This window comes from Pseudomonas sp. GW821-FHT07E12 (assembly GCF_058986605.1).
Genome location: NZ_JBYSVX010000001.1, coordinates 220,597 through 237,266 on the forward strand (window position 1 = coordinate 220,597; position 16,670 = coordinate 237,266).

Here is a 16,670-nt window from a genome sequence, read left to right on the forward strand (position 1 = left end):
CATGAGCGCCGTTCCCGACGACATCGCGGCCGACTTCATCGTCGAGGCCCAGGAAATCCTGGATCGCCTCGGCGAGCAGTTGGTGTCGCTGGAGCAGGCACCGAAAGATGCCGGCCAGCTCAACGCGGTGTTCCGCGGCTTCCATACGCTCAAGGGCGGCGCCGGCTTCCTGGCGGTGCAGCCGATGGTCGAGCTGTGCCACGCCGCCGAGGAGACCCTCGGCATGGCGCGCTCCGGCCAGGCCACATTGCAGGCCCATCACTTCGACGCCGCACAACAATCGCTGGACTACCTGCAGGCGATGCTCGATGCGCTCTCCGCCGGCACCGAGCCGGCACACGCGCCGGCCAGCCTGATCGCCCAGTTCGACGTCAAAGCGCCGCCGCCGAAGGCGGCTGCGCCGGCGCCGGGGCCGGGGGTCAGGGGCCAGGGGTCGGGGAAAACCGAAACCCAAGCGGCTTCGAGCAGCGATCTGATCACCGAGGACGAGTTCGAATCCCTGCTGGACGAGTTACACGGCACCACCGCGCCCGGCGCAAAGTCGTCGTCCTCGAATCGCTCCGCCCCGGCCCCTGGCCCCCGACCTCCGGCCCCCGCTCCCAAGGCCTCCGAGGCCGAGCTGACCGTGCGCGTGGACACCAAGCGCCTGGACGCCATCGTCAACCTGATCGGCGAACTGGTGCTGGCGCGCAATCGCCTGAAGACTCTGCGCGCACGCATTCGCGACGAGGAACTGGACCGCGCCGTCAGCACCCTCGACATCGCCACCGCGCGCCTGCAATCAGCGGTGATGCGTACCCGCATGCAACCGGTCGGCAAGGTGTTCTCGCGCTTCCCCAAGGTCGCCCGCGACGTCGCCCGCACGCTCCGCAAGGAAGTCGAGCTGGAGCTGGTCGGTGCCGAGACCGAGCTGGATCGCAATCTGGTGGAAGCGTTGGCCGACCCGCTGGTGCATCTGGTCCGCAATGCGATCGACCACGGCGTTGAAGACCCCAATCTGCGCGAGGCCAGCGGCAAACCACGCAGCGGCCATGTACGCCTGTCCGCACAACAGGAAGGCGACTACGTCAGCATCGAGATCCAGGACGATGGCGCCGGCATCGACCCGGAGCGCCTGCGCGAAAAAGCCCGCGAAAAGGGCCTGATCGACCCCGAAGCCGCCGCGCGCCTGAGCGTGGAAGAGTGCCTGCACCTGATCTTCCTGCCGGGCTTCTCGACCAAGGCCGAAGTCACCGACATTTCCGGGCGCGGCGTCGGTATGGACGTAGTGCAGTCACGTATCCGCGAACTGAGCGGCACGATCCAGATCCAATCCGAGCTGGGTCGTGGCAGCCGCTTCATGATCCGCGTGCCGCTGACCCTGGCGATCCTGCCAACCCTGCTGGTGCAGGCCGGCGAGGACGTCTACGCCCTGCCACTGGCACGCGTGCTGGAAGTGCTGCACGCACCGCAGACCTCACTGGGCTGGTTCGACGGCCGCGCCGTACTCGACCGCCGTTCGCACGCCCTGGCGCTGGTGGACCTGCGCCGCTGGCTGGGCGTGGACGTGCAGAACACACCGCTGTTGACCGTGGTGGTGCTGCAAGCCGGCGAAGCCCGCTTCGGCCTGGTCGTGGACCAAGTGCGTGGTCGCGAGGAAGTGGTGATCAAGCCATTGCCGCGTGCCCTGCGCGGCCTGCCCGGTTATGCCGGCGCCACGTTGATCGGTGACGGCCGCATGGCACTGATCCTGGATGTGGACGGGTTGCGCGCAAGCGACGGTTGACCACAGCCTCTACACCGACGCCCAACGATCAGCCGCCGAGAAGCGGCGTCGACCGAACGAACTATTGGGCCGCTCGCGGCGCTACGAGCGTGCCTATCAGTGCGCCAGCAAGGCCGCCGTAGATAATGCCTTCGGAAAAGCGGAAGCCGGCGAAATGGGTGACAACAACGCCGATGGCAGAACCTGCAAGAGCACACCAAGCCACTCGACGCTGTCTTGCGAGTTTCGCAGCCTCTGCGGCCCTTTTTCGGTCCAGCTCTTCTTGTGCTCGGAGATTTGGCCCCAGGATGGCGTTGATAATTGCGTCAGCTTGTATCTTTTCCATTCGCTATAAATCCTGTTGTCCGCTCAACAAGTATCGGCTTAAAAATTCACTCAAGCCAACATCGATCCGTGATTCAACTTAATTCAAGCTTTGGCAAGCTCTGCGGCGGCCTCATCAATGAGAGCCGCCACTTCAACCGGCTTGGACGCCAATGAAGCATGGCTCGCCGCCAAGGTGATCGTCTTGCGCGGGTTGATGCGTGCCGCCATCTGCTTCTGGTTGTCCGGATGGATCATGCGATCGTCGCTGGATATCTGATACCAGCTCGGCTTGTTCTTCCAGGCCGGCGCGCTCACCGCATCGCCGAAGGCACTGGCCAGTGGCGCCTTCTGCCCCACCGCCATCACCAAGGCTTCGTCAGCGCTCAGGTCATGGCAGAAACTCTCGTGGAACTTGTCGTACTTGGCCCAGAGATAGCCGTCGCTGTCGGGCGCGAGGTTGGCAATCGCGGCCGGCGGCATGGCTTGGCTGATACCACCGGCGCTTTCGCCGGCATCCGGCGCGAACGCGGCGATATAGACCAGGCCCACCACGTTGGGCAGGTTGCCGGCTTCGCTGATCACCGCGCCGCCATAAGAATGTCCGACCAACAGCACCGGACCGGCCTGCTGCGCCACCATCTTGCGGGTGCGCTCGGCATCGTCGCCCAGCGAGGTCAGCGGCAGCTCGACGGCACGCAGCCTGGTGTGGCCCAGCCGGGCCAGTTCGACGATCACCTTGCCCCAGTGCGCCGTATTGCCCCAGAAGCCGTGCACCAGAACGATTGTAGGTTTGTCACTCATGACTGAATCTCCCTCTTCGAAAGGTATTCCCGCGATGGAACTGGACCACTCGCCTTCAAGTGCGGGTGGGTGAGCGTCGAGCACGAAACGGACGAGTTCCGTGAACGTTGCAGTGTTCTTCGCTCAAGTACTTACGCAGCCGTCACGGCCCATGACTACCTTTCCGATCATAGAGCCGCTCTCCGCCAATCGGCGTACTTCAGCCTGCGATGAACCATGAACGGAACAGCTTCCGCCGGACAGCTGAGTAAGCACACCGTGCGAAAATTGGTTATTGAACGCTGCGGAGTGTCCATGAGCAATGAAAATGAAATTGTCTATGAGCATCCAGGTTCGGTCAGCTGGCTGGGCCGGTTCGTCAAGTTCTATCTCTGGGCGAGTGGCGACAAGCCCAAGCTGACCAAGGAATTGCGGAACCCACCCGGCAAGCCGGGAGATCCCATACCCAAGCGGTTTGCAGACGAATTCAAGATCAGCATGGCGCAGGTACAGGGCCGCAATGTTCATACCCTGGCACCCAAAGGGGCCACATCAGGCCAGGTCGTTTTCTACATTCACGGAGGCGCCTACATCCTGAACATTTCCGGCGCGCATTGGAACCTGATCGGCGATCTGATCCGGCAAACCAACGCTACCTTTGTCGTCCCGGACTATCCCAAGGCACCCGCCGCAACTGCGCCCGTGGGGCTGGCAATGGTGGAACAGGCCTATAAGGACCTGATTGCCAGGGTCCCTGCGCAGAACGTCACGGTCATGGGTGATAGCTCCGGCGGCGGATTGTCCCTGGCGCTGGCGCAGAAACTTCATGCCGATGGGGCTGCCCAGCCGCGGCAGATCGTGTTGCTGTCGCCGTTTCTCGACGGCAGCATGAGCAACTCGGGCTATGTATCCATCGAGAGGAACGATCCATCGCTGAGCATCGAGATTGGCAAGATGGCAGGCGCACTATGGGCCGGTGATCTCGACATCAAAGATCCCAGGGTAAGTCCGATCCATGGATCCCTGGAAGGACTGAGCCATGTCAGCGTTTTTGCCGGCGGCTGCGAGATATTCGTCGCCGACTGCAGAAAATTCAAAGCGCTGATGGCGCAGCACGGCACGCCGGTCAATTACTACGAGTATCCCGGAATGTTTCACGTCTGGATGGCCGCGACATTCCTGCCGGAAGCCAGGGCTGCGATCACGCAGATCGCGGCCCTGGTGAACGATCGGACCACCGTCGCGAGATAGACGCTCGATCGTGATGCCGAGTGCCATGAGCGCTCGGCTGAACTCCTCTCGCCCGAGCCGCTCAAGCAGAAGCTGTTGCTCCATCTTCCTTGAGCGACTGGTCGACAAGAAGCAACGCTTCGGCACCCGGACCGAGCGTGGGCGATGTGGCATCGGGGGCGCCTGCGTAGTCGAAGACGAGCTTGGTCGGCACGAATCCGCGCGACTTGCGGTCGTAGAAACCCGCAAGGATGAGCGCTCTTGTCATGACCACCTCGTTCGCCCCGGTCAGGATCCGCTGCTCCATGATCAGGCGCGTATCCGTCCAGGCGGTCACCCTGGTCTCCAGTTCGAAGCGCTGGAATATCTTCAATTCCCGGCGGAACCTGATGGCACCGGCCCCGACAATCGGCGCCCAGCCGTTCTTCATCACCACCCGGCCCAGGCCGGTGCGGAACATCAGGTCGAGGCGGCCCAGGTCGAAGATGGTCCAGTAGCGGCCGTTGTTCATGTGGCCATTGGTGTCCAGATCGTTGAACCACACCCGGAACTCAAGCCGAGAAACGCCCATCGGCGCCTGCAGGCGTGGACGGAACGGCAAACCCACGAGCAGCAGCAGAAAACGAAACCACAGGTTCCTCCGTCGACGGCCTCGCTGGTCCTGCCCATCACCCACGTGCCCGTCATTGCGACGGCGATGCCCACCACGACGAGAAGCGTCAGGATCGACCAGCTGATCCAATCCGCCCCCAGTACGAAGAACGTCTTGTTCCAGATGCCCCAGACATCGAACGTCGGCTTCCACAGATGGACCTTGGCGAACAGGAAGGCAATCAGCAATGCGGAGGCCGATGTCGCAAACGCCGCTCCGCGCCGGCGACGCACGCTCAGGATCAACGCGACGATGCTGGGGACGTACACGGAGATGTTCACGATCCACAACGTGGTGGTGATCGTGTAGCACCAGTTCGCCGCCTGCCGGATGTGGTCTGCGTCGTGCAGGGTGATGGCCAGCAGCATTGCGATGTTGGCGATGATCAGAGCTTTGCGTGACCGGTTGTCTATTCGAGGCAGTACGCTCATGGAATCTTTTTCTTGAAGTAGGGAACGAGCAGGAGTGCTGCCAGCGCGCACGCGAGTACGGCCTCCAGCAGGATGAACAGATGGATGCGCGCGGCGATGCCGTGGCTCGGTGCGTAGCGGTAATGCCCCAGCGTGAGCAGGTTGCAGGCGACATAACCCAGCAGCACGAGCGTGCCGGCGTGATGCGAGCCGCGCTGTATCAGACGCCAGCCGATCCAGGCCAGCGGCGTCATGACGAACCAGAATGCATCGATCATCGAACGGTTGATCCACGCTGGCTCGGGATACTGTTCGAAGAAGAGCAGGTTGTCCGCGTAGTGGATGACGCTTGCCGCCACCGTTGCGAGCAGCAACCACTTCAGTCCGCGCCGCCAACTCCGCGTTGCGTTCACCGTGTCACCGCCATCGGCGGCAGGCTGGAGAACCATGCCAGCACGCTCTCCCAATATGGCTCGGCGGCCTGCCGGAAATAGCCCATGTGCCCGACCTTGCCGCCGACCTCGTTTGGATTCAGGTTTTTCCGGGTCAGCGGTGCGTTGCGGTAGCCCTGGACGAACGCATCGCGCGATTCCGGCGTGGCCCAGAGATCGTCCAGCGCGTTGGCCGCGACGATCGGTGTCCGCACTTCCGCGTAGATATTCGCGATCCCGTGCATGTCGGGATCATCGAAAAAGTAATGAGGGAACTGGCACCAGTGCCGCCATTGGCGGTACGCATCGATGGGCAGATCTTCCCCCATGCCCAGCATCTTCCACGGGCAATAGCCCTTCCACCACGTCAGCACCGGCAGCACGACACCAGCACGCGCAGTCGTTCAACCGGCGGCATGTAGCCGTGCCAGCCGGCACCGGTGCCGAAAACGTAGAGACCGGCCACCTTGTGATGGTTGGGCAATAGCCCGAAGGCATGCCCGCCGTAGGAATGGCCGACGATGTACAGAGGCACGGAGCCGTCCGCCATCAGATCGACCGCCGCCGCCAGGTCCAGACGCGCCCAGTCCAGCAGATCCATCTGGAATCCCTTGAGGGACGGCGGCCGCGATTGCCCGATACCCCGGTAGTCGATGGTCAGTACCTCGAAACCCCGGTCGCTGGCGAACTGGGCGAACCGCTTGTAGAAACCCTGCGGAACTGCGGTGGCGCCGGCGATGACCAGGCGTCCCTTCAGCGGGGCGGTGGCGGGGAAACGGTTGCCGGCGAGGACATAGCCGTCGGCAGCGGTGATCTTTACGGGAATGGCGTCGGTAGCCATGGAATGCGTTATATAACGATCGTAATAGAACGGATGGGCTAAACTATGACGACTGTCTTAACAAGGGCTGCCCGATGAGTCCCCGCCAATCCGATGCCCGCCAACGCGTGGTCATGGCTGCAGCCGAGATGCTGGCCCGGCATGGCCTGAATGCCACGAGCATCCGCGAGATGGCCAAGCGCGCCGAGGCGCCGCTGGGATCGACCTACCACCACTTCCCCGGTGGCAAGCAACAGGTCATCGTCGAAGCGGTGAAGTTCGCTGGGGCGCGGGTCAGCACAGGTCTTGAACAACATCTGCAAGCCGGCCCCGTCGAGGGCTTGCGCGGATTTCTCGCGATATGGCGAGGCATCCTGGTGCGGTCGGATTTCCGGATCGGATGCCCGGTGATGGCGGTGGCCGTCGAGGAACCCATCGACGATATTGCCGAAGAGGCACTGGAGGCCGCCGCGCAGGTCTTCAGTGACTGGATGGACAAGCTTTCGGCATCCCTGATGACGCAGGGGCGCAGTCATGAATCTGCATCGAAGCTCGCCACCTTCATCGTCGCGAGCGCTGAAGGCGCCATCATTCTGTGCCGCGCTCAACGCAGCATTGCACCGTTCGACACGGTTGCGGAGCAGCTTGAAGCGATTGTCGTGGGCGTGTGATTGCGCTGGATCGCGTGCAGCAAAAGCAATCCAGCGACCAGCCCAACTACAGCTGCTGCGGTGCCTCATTGAGGAACGTCAAACGATTGACCTGCTCGACAAGGGCGCGGATCTCGCCTGCCTGCCCGCGCGTCATCGGGGCCACCATCGGGAACCGGATCGTATCGCCGTGCAGTTCCGGGATCCCGGCGCACAGCCCTGGCGCCAGGTCTCCGGCGCACTTGCGGAACACCATCCGCCACCGCGCGATCGGCGCCTTGTCGAGCAGCACGATCAGCGGCTCGCCAGCGCCGCCCCGGCCGGAAGCCGGGACGTCGAAACCGACGACGTTGACAAAATGGCGCAATGGCATCCGGCGAGGATAACGAATCATTCTCACCGATCAGTCATCAAACCGGCGTTCCGCGAGGCTCCCCTCCGGGTTCTGTGACGGATTCCCGGCGACCGCTATCAAGTCCCCTCCCCCTGCGCCGATACAGCCTGCATGGACAAGCTCAGTTTCATCGGCATCGTGCTGGCGCTGCTCGCACTGGTCGGCGGCAGTATTCTGAAAGGCGCCGGCCTGGCCTCGCTGTGGTCGCCGGCCGCATTTCTGATCGTCATCGTCGGCACCCTGGCGGCGATCCTGCTGCATACCTCGCCGGCGATCTTCCGGCGTGCCTTCCGCATCGTCGGCTGGGTGTTCAATCCGCCGGAGAGCCAGCGCGAAACCCTGCTCGCGCAGATCCTGGAATGGAGCAACATCGCGCGCCGCCAGGGCCTGCTCGGCCTGGAAAGCCAGCTCGAAGGCCAGGACGACGCGTTCCTGCGCAAGGGCCTGCAGATGCTGGTGGACGGCGTGGAGCCGGAAACCATGCGCCACATGCTGGAGATCGAGGTGAACAACCAGGAGCAGCAGGATCTGGCTGCGGCCAAGGTGTTCGAGGGCATGGGCATCTATGCGCCGACGCTGGGCATCATCGGCGCCGTGCTCGGCCTGATCGCGGTGATGAAGAACCTGGCCGACCCGTCCAAGCTCGGCCACGGCATCGCCGCCGCGTTCACCGCCACGATCTACGGCATCGCCTCGGCCAACCTGCTGTTCCTGCCGATCGCCGCCAAGCTCAAGAGCGTGATCCATCATTCCAGCAATGAGCGCGAGATGATCATCGAGGGCCTGATCGCCATCGCCCACGGCGAGAATCCACGCAACATCGAAGCCAAGCTGGCCGGCTTCCTGCACTGACCGCGAGTCCCCCATGGCCCGCCGCAAGCGTCGCGAAGAACACAGCAACCACGAAGCATGGGCGATCCCCTATGCCGATCTGATGACGCTGCTGCTGGCGTTTTTCGTGGTGATGTATGCGATCTCCTCGCTCAACGAAGGCAAGTACCGGGTGATGGCCGACGCGCTGACCGCCGCGTTCGGCGGCGCCCCGCGCACGATCAACCCGGTACAGGTCGGCAACCAGCAACAGCAGGGCTCCAACTGGGACCGGCCCTCGCCGATCAAGTCCGGTGCGAAGGAAGGGCCCACCGCGCCCTCGCCTGCGCCGGATCCCACCCTGCTGCCGTCGATGGCCTCGCAGATGCGTATGCCGGTCAACCTGCGCGACCAGGAGCGGCTCACGCGCGCGCAGCAGCAGATGGACCAGGTCGCCCGCCAGCTCAGCCGCACCCTCGCGCCGCTGATCGACGCCAAGCTGATCACCGTGCGCCGCAACGACCTGTGGATCGAGGTCGAGATCAACAGCGACATCCTGTTCCCGACCGGCTCGGCCACGCTCGACCGCGCCGCCCGCGACACCCTGTCGCGGCTGGCCGGGGTGCTGCACGAGGCGCCCAACGGCGTACGCGTGGAGGGCTACACCGACAACCAGCCCATCGCCACCTCGCAGTTCCCGTCCAACTGGGAGCTGTCGGCGGCGCGCTCGGCCAGCGTGGTGCACCTGTTTGCCGACCAGGGCATCGCCCCGCAGCGACTGGCGATGGTCGGCTATGGAGAATTCCGTCCACGCGCCGATAACGGTACCGAGGCCGGCCGCAACGCGAACCGGCGGGTGGTCCTGATCATCCTCGCCGACTCCGGCGCCAGCCTCGCCTCGGAGCCGCCCTTGCAGGCGGCCTCTCCGGAGCGAGCCAAGCCAACCGAACCACAGACCGCCGGGGTCGCAACCGGCAACCGTGGCGTCAAGACCGTCCCGGCGGTGATTGAAGGAGTGAACTGATGCGTATCTGGGCGATCGCCAACCAGAAGGGAGGCGTGGGCAAGACCACTACGACGCTGGCCCTGGGACGCGGCCTGGCCGCGCTCGGGCATCGCGTGCTGCTGATCGACCTGGATCCGCATTCCTCGCTGACACGCGCGTTCGGCGTACCGCTGGAGCCACCGCCGCGTGGCGTGCTCGATCTGTTCGGTACTCCGCCGGCCGATCTGTCGATGCTGCTGCGCGAAAGCAACATCCCGGGCCTGTCCTACGTGTGCGCGCAGGCGGCACTGGCCACGCTGGAACGCCGCAGCGCCAACCAGCCCGGGCTTGGTCTGGCGTTGCAGAACGCGCTGGCGCGCCACGGCCGCGCGCACGACCACATCCTGCTGGACTGCCCGCCGACGCTGGGCCTGTTGATGATCAACGCGCTCGCCGCCGCCGACCATCTGGTGATCCCGACCCAGGCCGAGCCGCTGGCGCTGCACGGGCTGGCCGGTATGGTCCGCACCGCCGACATGGTGCAACGCTCGCGCCGCCGCGAGCTGCCGGTGTCGATCCTGCCGACCCTGTTCGACCGCCGCACCCGCGCCGGCAACGAGTCGTTGAAGGACATGCAGGACAGCTACGGCGAGCGCGTATGGGAAGACGCGATCCCGGTCGATACCCGCATCAGCAACGTGGACATCCTGACCGTCCCGGCCACCTCCGACGACTACCCCGGCCGTGGCCTGGCGGCGTATCGCCGCGCCCTGGAATGGATACTCGCCAATGACACCGCGCGCATGGAGCAGGCGGCATGAATGGCGCCGAGGTGCTCGACGAATATCTGGACGAACTGTTGCAGGCAGTAGCCGGCGCGCCGGCGGCCGCCTCCTTGCAGGTCGTGCGGGATATCGCCGACGCCACGGCTGTCTCTGCTGCGCTGATTGGCGACGAGACGATTATCGAAATATCGGCGACCGCTGAAGCGTCCGTGCCCGTGGCCCTGACGAACGAGCCCGTCGCCGCCGACGTGATTGCCGAAATGCTGTCCGATCCGGCCTTCGGCGAGATCGCCGTCGATGCCGCCGCAACAGCCGATCGCATCGCCGCCGAGCTGATCGCGGAAATGGAGGCCGATCCGGCGTTCCCGACTCCAACCGCCGAGGTCGAAGCGCTGGACCCGATCGCCCTGCTGCTGGCCGAGATGGATGCCGATCCCGCATTCGCCAGCGCCGCGCCGGTTACGACGAACTCCGTGGCCGCCGATCTGATCGCGGAGATGGAAGGAGATCCGGCATTCGCCGAGGCCGTCGAGGAAAGCGCTGCCGTCGAAGGCGACCCCCACGAGCTGGAAGCCGTGGCCGAGATGCAGATGATGCAGGCCGAGCGGCTGTCGCGCCGCGTCGCCGCGCCCGCCCCCGGCACACCCACCCGGCCCATGCCGATACGGCGCCCGGCCAATGCATTGCCCCGGCATATCCAGGCCCTGTTCCGTCCGGTCGACACTGATCAGGTGCAATCGCACCTGCGCCCCGCCGAGCGCAGCTCACGCTGGCTGCGGCTGCGCTGCGGCGAGCAGGCGTATGCGCTGGAACTGCTGAAGGTGCGGGAAGTGGTGCTGCCGACGCCGCTGCTGCGCCTGCGCGGCGCCTCGCGCTCGATGCTCGGCATCATGAACCTGCGCGGGCTGGTGGTGCCGGTACTCGACCTGGGGGTGTATCTGGGCGTCAATCCGGTGGACATCGACCCGAACACCCGCGTGGTGGTACTGGAAGAGAACGGCGAGACCATGGGGCTGCGGGTATCGGCAGTGGAGGACGTGACCACCCTCACCGACCAGCAGATCGAACCCCCCGACAACACCCGCCTGTGCCGGATCTCCAATCAGTTCTTCCGCGGCGTGGCGCGCCTGGGCCAGCGCCCGATGATTCTGCTGGATGCGTCGCAGTTGTTGCATTGACGGCGGGGATTGGGGATTCGGGATTGGGGATTGGGAAAATCAAGGGCTCGAGGACCATTGCTTTTCCGAATCCCGAATCCCCAATCCCTGCTCTAAATCACACATTCCACCACGCCACTAAAGCTTCGCCCACCCTTGCCGATATCGCTCAGGCAATCGTTTTTCCGGAGTACCGATGAGCACAGTGTCACTGGGCGAAGATCTCGGCATCGAGACCAGCGCCGACCTCAAGCAGAAGCTTGCCCCCTACCTCGCCGAGGTCGGGAAGCTGACGCTTGACGCCGGCCAGGTCCGCCGCATCCACACCGCCAGCGTGCAGGTGCTCTGTGCCTTCGTCGACAGCCGTCGCAAGGCCGGCCTGCGCACCGGCTTCGACGGTTGCAACGACACCTTCAAGGACGCGGCACGTCTTCTCGGCGTTACCGAGGCGCTCGGCCTGACCGCATCCAATGACAACCTGAAATCTGTGGAGAACGCCGCATGAGCGCACGTATCCTGGTGGTGGACGATTCGGCGTCGATGCGCCAGATGGTTTCCTTCGCCCTCACCTCGGCCGGTTTTGCCGTCGAAGAAGCCGAGGACGGCGCAATCGCGCTCGGACGCGCCAAAGGCCAGAAGTTCAATGCGGTGGTCACCGACGTGAACATGCCCAACATGGACGGCATCGCGCTGATCCGCGAGCTGCGCCAGCTGGCCGACTACAAGTTCACCCCGCTGCTGATGCTGACCACCGAGTCGGCCGCCGACAAGAAGGCCGAAGGCAAGGCTGCCGGCGCCACCGGCTGGCTGGTCAAGCCGTTCAATCCGGAACAGCTGGTCGCCACCGTCCAGAAGGTTCTGGGCTGATCCTTTTTGTGAGTCCTTCACAAGAGCAGCGCACATCCATATGCATATGCGCGAACTCTTTTTCTCGTTGACTCTCCACGATCCGGATTCCGCGCCATGAGCATGGACCTGCAACGTTTCCACGCCACCTTCTTCGAAGAAAGCCGCGAAGGGCTGGACGCGATGGAGGCCGGCCTGCTGTCGCTTGAAGGCGGCAACACCGATCCGGAGATCATCAACTCGGTGTTCCGTGCGGCGCACTCGATCAAGGGTGGCGCGGCGACGTTCGGCTTCGAGTCGATCGCCGGGCTGACCCACGTGCTGGAAACGCTGCTCGACGAGCTGCGCGCCGGCAAGCGCACGCTGGAAGCGGCCGCAGTCGATGCCATGCTCGGCTCGGTCGATGTGCTGCGCGCCCTGCTGCGCGAGGCCGAGCACGGCCAGCCTGCGGATCCGGCGGCGGTGCAGGCCGTGCTGGATCGCCTCAACGCGGTGCTGTCCGGCGCCGCGGCACCGGTTGTCGCCAAGGCCGTCGCGAAGGACGAGCAGCCGGAAGCCTGGCACATCGGCTTCACGCCCGCGCCGTCGCTGTTCATGAGCGGCAACGATCCGCTGCGCATCATCCGCGAGCTGGAAAGCCTCGGCCCGCTGCAGATCGCCGCGCGCCTGGAGCGCATGCCCGGCTTCGAGCAGCTCGATCCGCTGGAAGCCTACATCGCCTGGGACCTGGGCCTGATCGGCAAGGTGCCGCGCAGCAAGATCGAGGACACCTTCGCCTGGGTTGTCGACGACTGCGAACTGGATATCCGGCCCATGGCCGCGCCGGCGTCGGCATCGGTGACACCGATCGTCGAAGCGCCCGCCGCAGCCGCTGAGTCCGCACCTGTCACCGCACAACCGAACCCGACCGCGCAGCAGCCCGCCGTGGCAGCCGTGACCAGCAGCGGCAGCGGTGAAGCTGAAACCTCGATCCGGGTCAGCGTCGACAAGGTCGATGCACTGATCAACCTGGTCGGCGAACTGGTCATCACCCACGCCATGCTCAAGCAGGTGTCCGGCGATCTCGATCCAGTGCTGGCCGAGCGCCTGTTCGCCGGCCTGGAACTGCTCGAACGCAACACCCGTGACATCCAGGAAGCGGTGATCAGCGTGCGCATGCTGCCGGTCGATGCGGTGTTCCGCCGCTTCCCGCGCCTGGTCCGTGACCTCTCCACCCGCCTCGGCAAGCAGGTGCGCCTGCGCACCCTCGGCGAGGGCACCGAACTGGACAAGGGCCTGATCGAGAAGATCGCCGATCCACTGGTGCATCTGGTACGCAACTCGATCGACCACGGCCTGGAACTGCCCGATGCGCGCCGCGCCGCCGGCAAGGACGAGACCGGCGTGATCACCCTGGCCGCTTCGCACCAGGGTGGCCACATCGTCATCGAAGTCAGCGACGACGGCCGCGGCCTCAACCGCGAGAAGATTCTGACCAAGGCGCGCGAACGCGGCCTGGCCGTGCCGGACAGCCCGAGCGACGCCCAGGTCTGGGATCTGATCTTCGCCCCGGGTTTCTCCACCGCCGACGCGGTCACCGACCTGTCCGGCCGTGGCGTCGGCATGGACGTGGTCCGCCGCAACATCCAGGCGCTGGGCGGCGAAGTGCAGATCGAGAGCAGCGCCGGAGCCGGAACCCGCACCCTGATCCGGCTGCCGCTGACCCTGGCGATCCTCGACGGCATGACCGTATCGGTGGCCGGCGAAACCCTGATCCTGCCGTTGGCCTACGTGTTGGAGGCGCTGCAACCGCAGGCCGCCGACATCCGCACCATGGCCGGCGAAGGCCGCGTGCTGCGCGTGCGTGGCGAGTACCTGCCGATCCTCTCGCTCAGCGACTACTACGGCTACAGCGGCCGTCAGACCGACGCCGAGCCGCTGGTCGTGGTGGTCGAAGGCGACGGCCAGAAGATCGCGCTGGAAGTGGACGAACTGGTCGGCCAGCAACAGGTCGTGGTCAAGAACATCGAGAACAACTACCGCCGCATCGCCGGCGTGTCCGGTGCGACCATCCTCGGCGATGGCCGGGTGGCACTGATCGTGGACATCGGCGGACTGGTGCGTTCGCTGCGGATGCCGCGGGCGGCCTGAGCCCGCCCTGCCGGCATTCATCCGGCACCCGATTGAATCCGGAACAAGCGGATACGCGACCGCCCGCTCAAGTTCTCCAGCGGGCCGCCGCAATCCCGTACGCAGACGAGCGGTTCCACAGCGCAGGAAGCCGGGTTGGACGTCATGCGTCTCATCGGACGTGACCCTGTCCGATCTCCAGACACCACACCGTAAGTAGCGGCCGTGCGCCCGCGGCCATTCGTGCTTTATCTCGGATCCTTCGTATGAACTGGTTCACCAATCTCACCATCTCCAAGAAGCTGGCGCTGGCCTTCACCATCACCACGTTGATGACAATCGGCCTGGGCGTCTATTCGCTCATGCGCACGGCTGAATCCAAGCAAGAACTCAACAACGTCGAAATCCTGTGGGTGCCCTCGGTGCAGAGCCTGGGCGAAATGCGCGCCCAACTCGGCGAAATGCGCACCTACGAACTGGCGCAACTGCTGTGGATCAACGATCCCGCAGCGGTAGAGGATTATTTCAAGCGCATCGCCGATGTCAGGACCCAGGTCGCGCGCCTGCAGGCCGACTACATAACCAGCATCTCCGGGCCGGACGAGCAGAAGCTCTACGACAAGGTGAAGGTCTCGCTCGACAAATATCTGGATGCCGACACCCGCATGGGTCAGGCGGTCCGCGCCGGCGATGCCACCGAAGCCCGACGTATCTCCGATGACGAATCGCGTCCGCTGCGTCGTGCGCTCTTCGTCGACATCGTCAAGCTCATCGAGTTCAACATCACCGGCATGAATGAAGGCCTGAAGGTCAACAATCGCCAGATGGATCAGACCCGTGTATTGATGATCGCCACGCTGTGCGTGCTGGTGCTGCTGGCATTCGGTCTGGCCTGGATCATCAGCCGCTCGATCACACGCCCGGTCCAGGAAGCTGTCGCCGTGGTCAAGGCCGTTTCCGCGGGCGATCTGTCGGTCCAGACCCGCTACGCCGGCAAGGATGAGATCGGCCATCTTCTGGTCAACATGCGTGAGATGCAGGCACGCCTGCGCCGCGTCATCGATGCACAGAACGAAATGGCACGCCGCCACGACGAAGGCATGATCAGCTACCGGATTCCGGTGGATGGTTTCCCCGGCGAGTTCGGCAGCATGATCGAGGGTACCAACCGCCTAGTCGCTGATCATGTGGCGTTGAAGTTGCGGCTGGTGGAGGTCATGCAGCGCTACGCCGTGGGCGATCTCTCCCTCGACATGGACCGGTTGCCCGGAGAAAAAGCCGTGCTGACCGAGACCATGGATGTGGTCAAACGCAACCTCACTGCCATCAACAGCGAGGTCAAGCGCCTGGCCGCCGCAGCGGCTGCTGGCGACTTCACTGCGCGTGGCGATGAAGCTGCGTTCGAATACGATTTCCGCAAGATGGTCGGTGATCTCAATCACCTGATGGCAACCGCCGACCATAGCCTGGAAGCGGTCTCGCAGCTGCTGCAGTCGATCGCCGACGGTGACCTGACCGCGCGCATGCACGGCGACTTCCACGGTGTGTTCGCGCAGATGCGCGACGATGCGAATGCCACCGCCGAGCAGTTGGCCGATATCGTCGGCCGCATCAAGCAGGCCTCGGTGGCGATCAACACCGCCGCCGGCGAAATCGCCTCGGGCAACAACGATCTGTCGCGTCGCACCGAGCAACAAGCTGCCAACCTCGAAGAAACCGCCGCCTCGATGGAAGAGCTGACCTCCACGGTCAAGCAGAATGCCGAACACGCTCGTCAGGCCAACCAGCTCGCGCAGGGCGCTGCCGGCGTCGCGCGCGATGGCGGTGACGTGGTCAGTCAGGTCGTCAGTACGATGAGCGAGATCGAACGTTCGTCCAAGAAGATCGCCGAGATCATTTCGGTCATCGATGGCATCGCCTTCCAGACCAACATCCTGGCGCTCAACGCTGCCGTGGAAGCTGCGCGCGCCGGTGAACAGGGTCGTGGTTTCGCGGTGGTCGCCAGCGAGGTGCGCACCCTCGCCCAGCGTTCGGCCAACGCCGCCAAGGAGATCAAGGGCCTGATCGACGATTCGGCCGGCCGCGTCGCCGATGGCTCAACGCTGGTGCGCAAGGCCGGCGACACCATGGGCGAAATCGTGGCCAGCGTGCAGCGGGTCACCAACATCATGGCCGAGATTTCCGCTGCCTCGCAGGAACAGAGCAGCGGTATCGAACAGGTCAACCAGACCGTCACCCAGATGGACGAGACTACCCAGCAGAACGCCGCGCTGGTCGAGGAAGCCACCGCCGCCGCACGCGCGATGGAAGAACAGGCTGGGCAACTGGTCGAAGCCGTGGCGATCTTCAGGATCGGCAAGGAGACGGTGAGCGATGCGCAGGTCATCGTTCCCATCCGCGCATCCGCGCCTGCCGCAAAGAAGCCGGCAAAACGTGTGGCCACGCCGCGCCCCGCAGCGATCGGCGCCCGCTCTGTCGCAGTCGCAACGGATGCCGGCTGGGATGAGTTCTGACGTTACCGCGCCTGCCGGTCACAGAGA

At 64.6% G+C, this 16,670-nt stretch carries 17 protein-coding genes and 1 pseudogene; 11 read left to right on the forward strand and 7 right to left on the reverse strand.

All coding sequences use genetic code 11. The annotated features are described in order from the left end of the window. The first annotated feature begins 1 nt into the window (after position 1). Entirely contained in the window at positions 2–1,765 is a 1,764-nt protein-coding gene (locus tag AC3WJE_RS01010; RefSeq protein WP_493728897.1) for a chemotaxis protein CheA, read from the forward strand. Positions 1,766–1,826: 61 nt separating this feature from the next. Here AC3WJE_RS01010 and AC3WJE_RS01015 read toward each other — a convergent pair whose 3' ends face one another. Then, the gene (locus tag AC3WJE_RS01015; protein WP_493728898.1) at positions 1,827–2,090 is read right to left on the reverse strand and encodes a hypothetical protein; all 264 of its coding nucleotides are present in this window, start codon (positions 2,088–2,090) and stop codon (positions 1,827–1,829) included. An 83-nt stretch (positions 2,091–2,173) separates the two neighbouring features. Then, positions 2,174–2,872, reverse strand: a complete 699-nt coding sequence (locus AC3WJE_RS01020; protein WP_493728899.1) for an alpha/beta hydrolase — start codon at positions 2,870–2,872, stop codon at positions 2,174–2,176. Between the two features lie 294 nt (positions 2,873–3,166). Between AC3WJE_RS01020 and AC3WJE_RS01025 the strand changes: the two genes are divergently transcribed. Beyond that, positions 3,167–4,102, forward strand: coding sequence for an alpha/beta hydrolase (locus AC3WJE_RS01025; protein ID WP_493728900.1), 936 nt, complete (start codon positions 3,167–3,169; stop codon positions 4,100–4,102). A gap of 61 nt (positions 4,103–4,163) precedes the next feature. Here the strand turns inward: AC3WJE_RS01025 and AC3WJE_RS01030 are convergent, their stop codons facing one another. The 4 genes and pseudogenes from AC3WJE_RS01030 to AC3WJE_RS01045 all read right to left on the reverse strand — a co-directional run bounded on the left by AC3WJE_RS01030 (position 4,164) and on the right by AC3WJE_RS01045 (position 6,415). Further along, the gene (locus tag AC3WJE_RS01030) at positions 4,164–4,625 is read right to left on the reverse strand and encodes a thioesterase family protein (RefSeq protein ID WP_493728901.1); all 462 of its coding nucleotides are present in this window, start codon (positions 4,623–4,625) and stop codon (positions 4,164–4,166) included. After that, positions 4,589–5,164 (reverse strand): hypothetical protein, encoded by a 576-nt coding sequence (locus AC3WJE_RS01035; protein WP_493728902.1) that lies wholly within the window; start codon positions 5,162–5,164, stop codon positions 4,589–4,591. Before AC3WJE_RS01035 ends, AC3WJE_RS01030 begins: the two co-directional genes overlap by 37 nt. Beyond that, positions 5,161–5,592, reverse strand: coding sequence for a hypothetical protein (locus tag AC3WJE_RS01040; RefSeq protein ID WP_493728903.1), 432 nt, complete (start codon positions 5,590–5,592; stop codon positions 5,161–5,163). The genes AC3WJE_RS01035 and AC3WJE_RS01040 overlap by 4 nt, the downstream gene beginning before the upstream one ends. After that, positions 5,553–6,415: pseudogene (locus AC3WJE_RS01045) on the reverse strand (alpha/beta hydrolase family protein). Before AC3WJE_RS01045 ends, AC3WJE_RS01040 begins: the two are co-directional and overlap by 40 nt. Positions 6,416–6,489: 74 nt before the next feature. On the opposite strand from AC3WJE_RS01045, the gene AC3WJE_RS01050 reads away from it, so the two are divergent. Next, positions 6,490–7,065, forward strand: a complete 576-nt coding sequence (locus tag AC3WJE_RS01050) for a TetR/AcrR family transcriptional regulator (protein ID WP_493728904.1) — start codon at positions 6,490–6,492, stop codon at positions 7,063–7,065. A 46-nt stretch (positions 7,066–7,111) separates the two neighbouring features. On the opposite strand, the gene AC3WJE_RS01055 is transcribed toward AC3WJE_RS01050, so the two are convergent. Next, complete coding sequence (locus AC3WJE_RS01055) at positions 7,112–7,438, reverse strand: hypothetical protein (protein WP_493728905.1); 327 nt, start codon at positions 7,436–7,438, stop codon at positions 7,112–7,114. 111 nt (positions 7,439–7,549) lie between these two features. On the opposite strand from AC3WJE_RS01055, the gene AC3WJE_RS01060 reads away from it, so the two are divergent. From AC3WJE_RS01060 to AC3WJE_RS01095, 8 genes are all read left to right on the forward strand, one after another. Further along, positions 7,550–8,290: a flagellar motor protein gene (locus AC3WJE_RS01060; RefSeq protein WP_493728906.1), complete on the forward strand. Its 741-nt coding sequence runs from the start codon at positions 7,550–7,552 to the stop codon at positions 8,288–8,290. 13 nt (positions 8,291–8,303) lie between these two features. Continuing rightward, a complete protein-coding gene (motD, locus tag AC3WJE_RS01065; RefSeq protein WP_493728907.1) occupies positions 8,304–9,272 on the forward strand; it encodes a flagellar motor protein MotD in 969 nt (322 codons plus the stop codon). Further along, entirely contained in the window at positions 9,272–10,054 is a 783-nt protein-coding gene (locus AC3WJE_RS01070) for a ParA family protein (RefSeq protein ID WP_493728908.1), read from the forward strand. The genes motD and AC3WJE_RS01070 overlap by 1 nt, the downstream gene beginning before the upstream one ends. Continuing rightward, complete coding sequence (locus tag AC3WJE_RS01075; protein ID WP_493728909.1) at positions 10,051–11,196, forward strand: chemotaxis protein CheW; 1,146 nt, start codon at positions 10,051–10,053, stop codon at positions 11,194–11,196. Before AC3WJE_RS01070 ends, AC3WJE_RS01075 begins: the two co-directional genes overlap by 4 nt. 175 nt (positions 11,197–11,371) lie before the next feature. Continuing rightward, positions 11,372–11,680, forward strand: coding sequence for an STAS domain-containing protein (locus tag AC3WJE_RS01080; protein ID WP_493728910.1), 309 nt, complete (start codon positions 11,372–11,374; stop codon positions 11,678–11,680). Next, entirely contained in the window at positions 11,677–12,042 is a 366-nt protein-coding gene (locus AC3WJE_RS01085; protein WP_493728911.1) for a response regulator, read from the forward strand. The genes AC3WJE_RS01080 and AC3WJE_RS01085 overlap by 4 nt, the downstream gene beginning before the upstream one ends. Positions 12,043–12,138: 96 nt before the next feature. Beyond that, positions 12,139–14,151 carry a chemotaxis protein CheA gene (locus tag AC3WJE_RS01090; protein ID WP_493728912.1) on the forward strand — a complete coding sequence of 671 codons (2,013 nt, stop codon included), beginning with the start codon at positions 12,139–12,141 and terminating at the stop codon, positions 14,149–14,151. Between the two features lie 245 nt (positions 14,152–14,396). Further along, positions 14,397–16,643: a methyl-accepting chemotaxis protein gene (locus tag AC3WJE_RS01095; RefSeq protein ID WP_493728913.1), complete on the forward strand. Its 2,247-nt coding sequence runs from the start codon at positions 14,397–14,399 to the stop codon at positions 16,641–16,643. Positions 16,644–16,670: the final 27 nt, after the last annotated feature.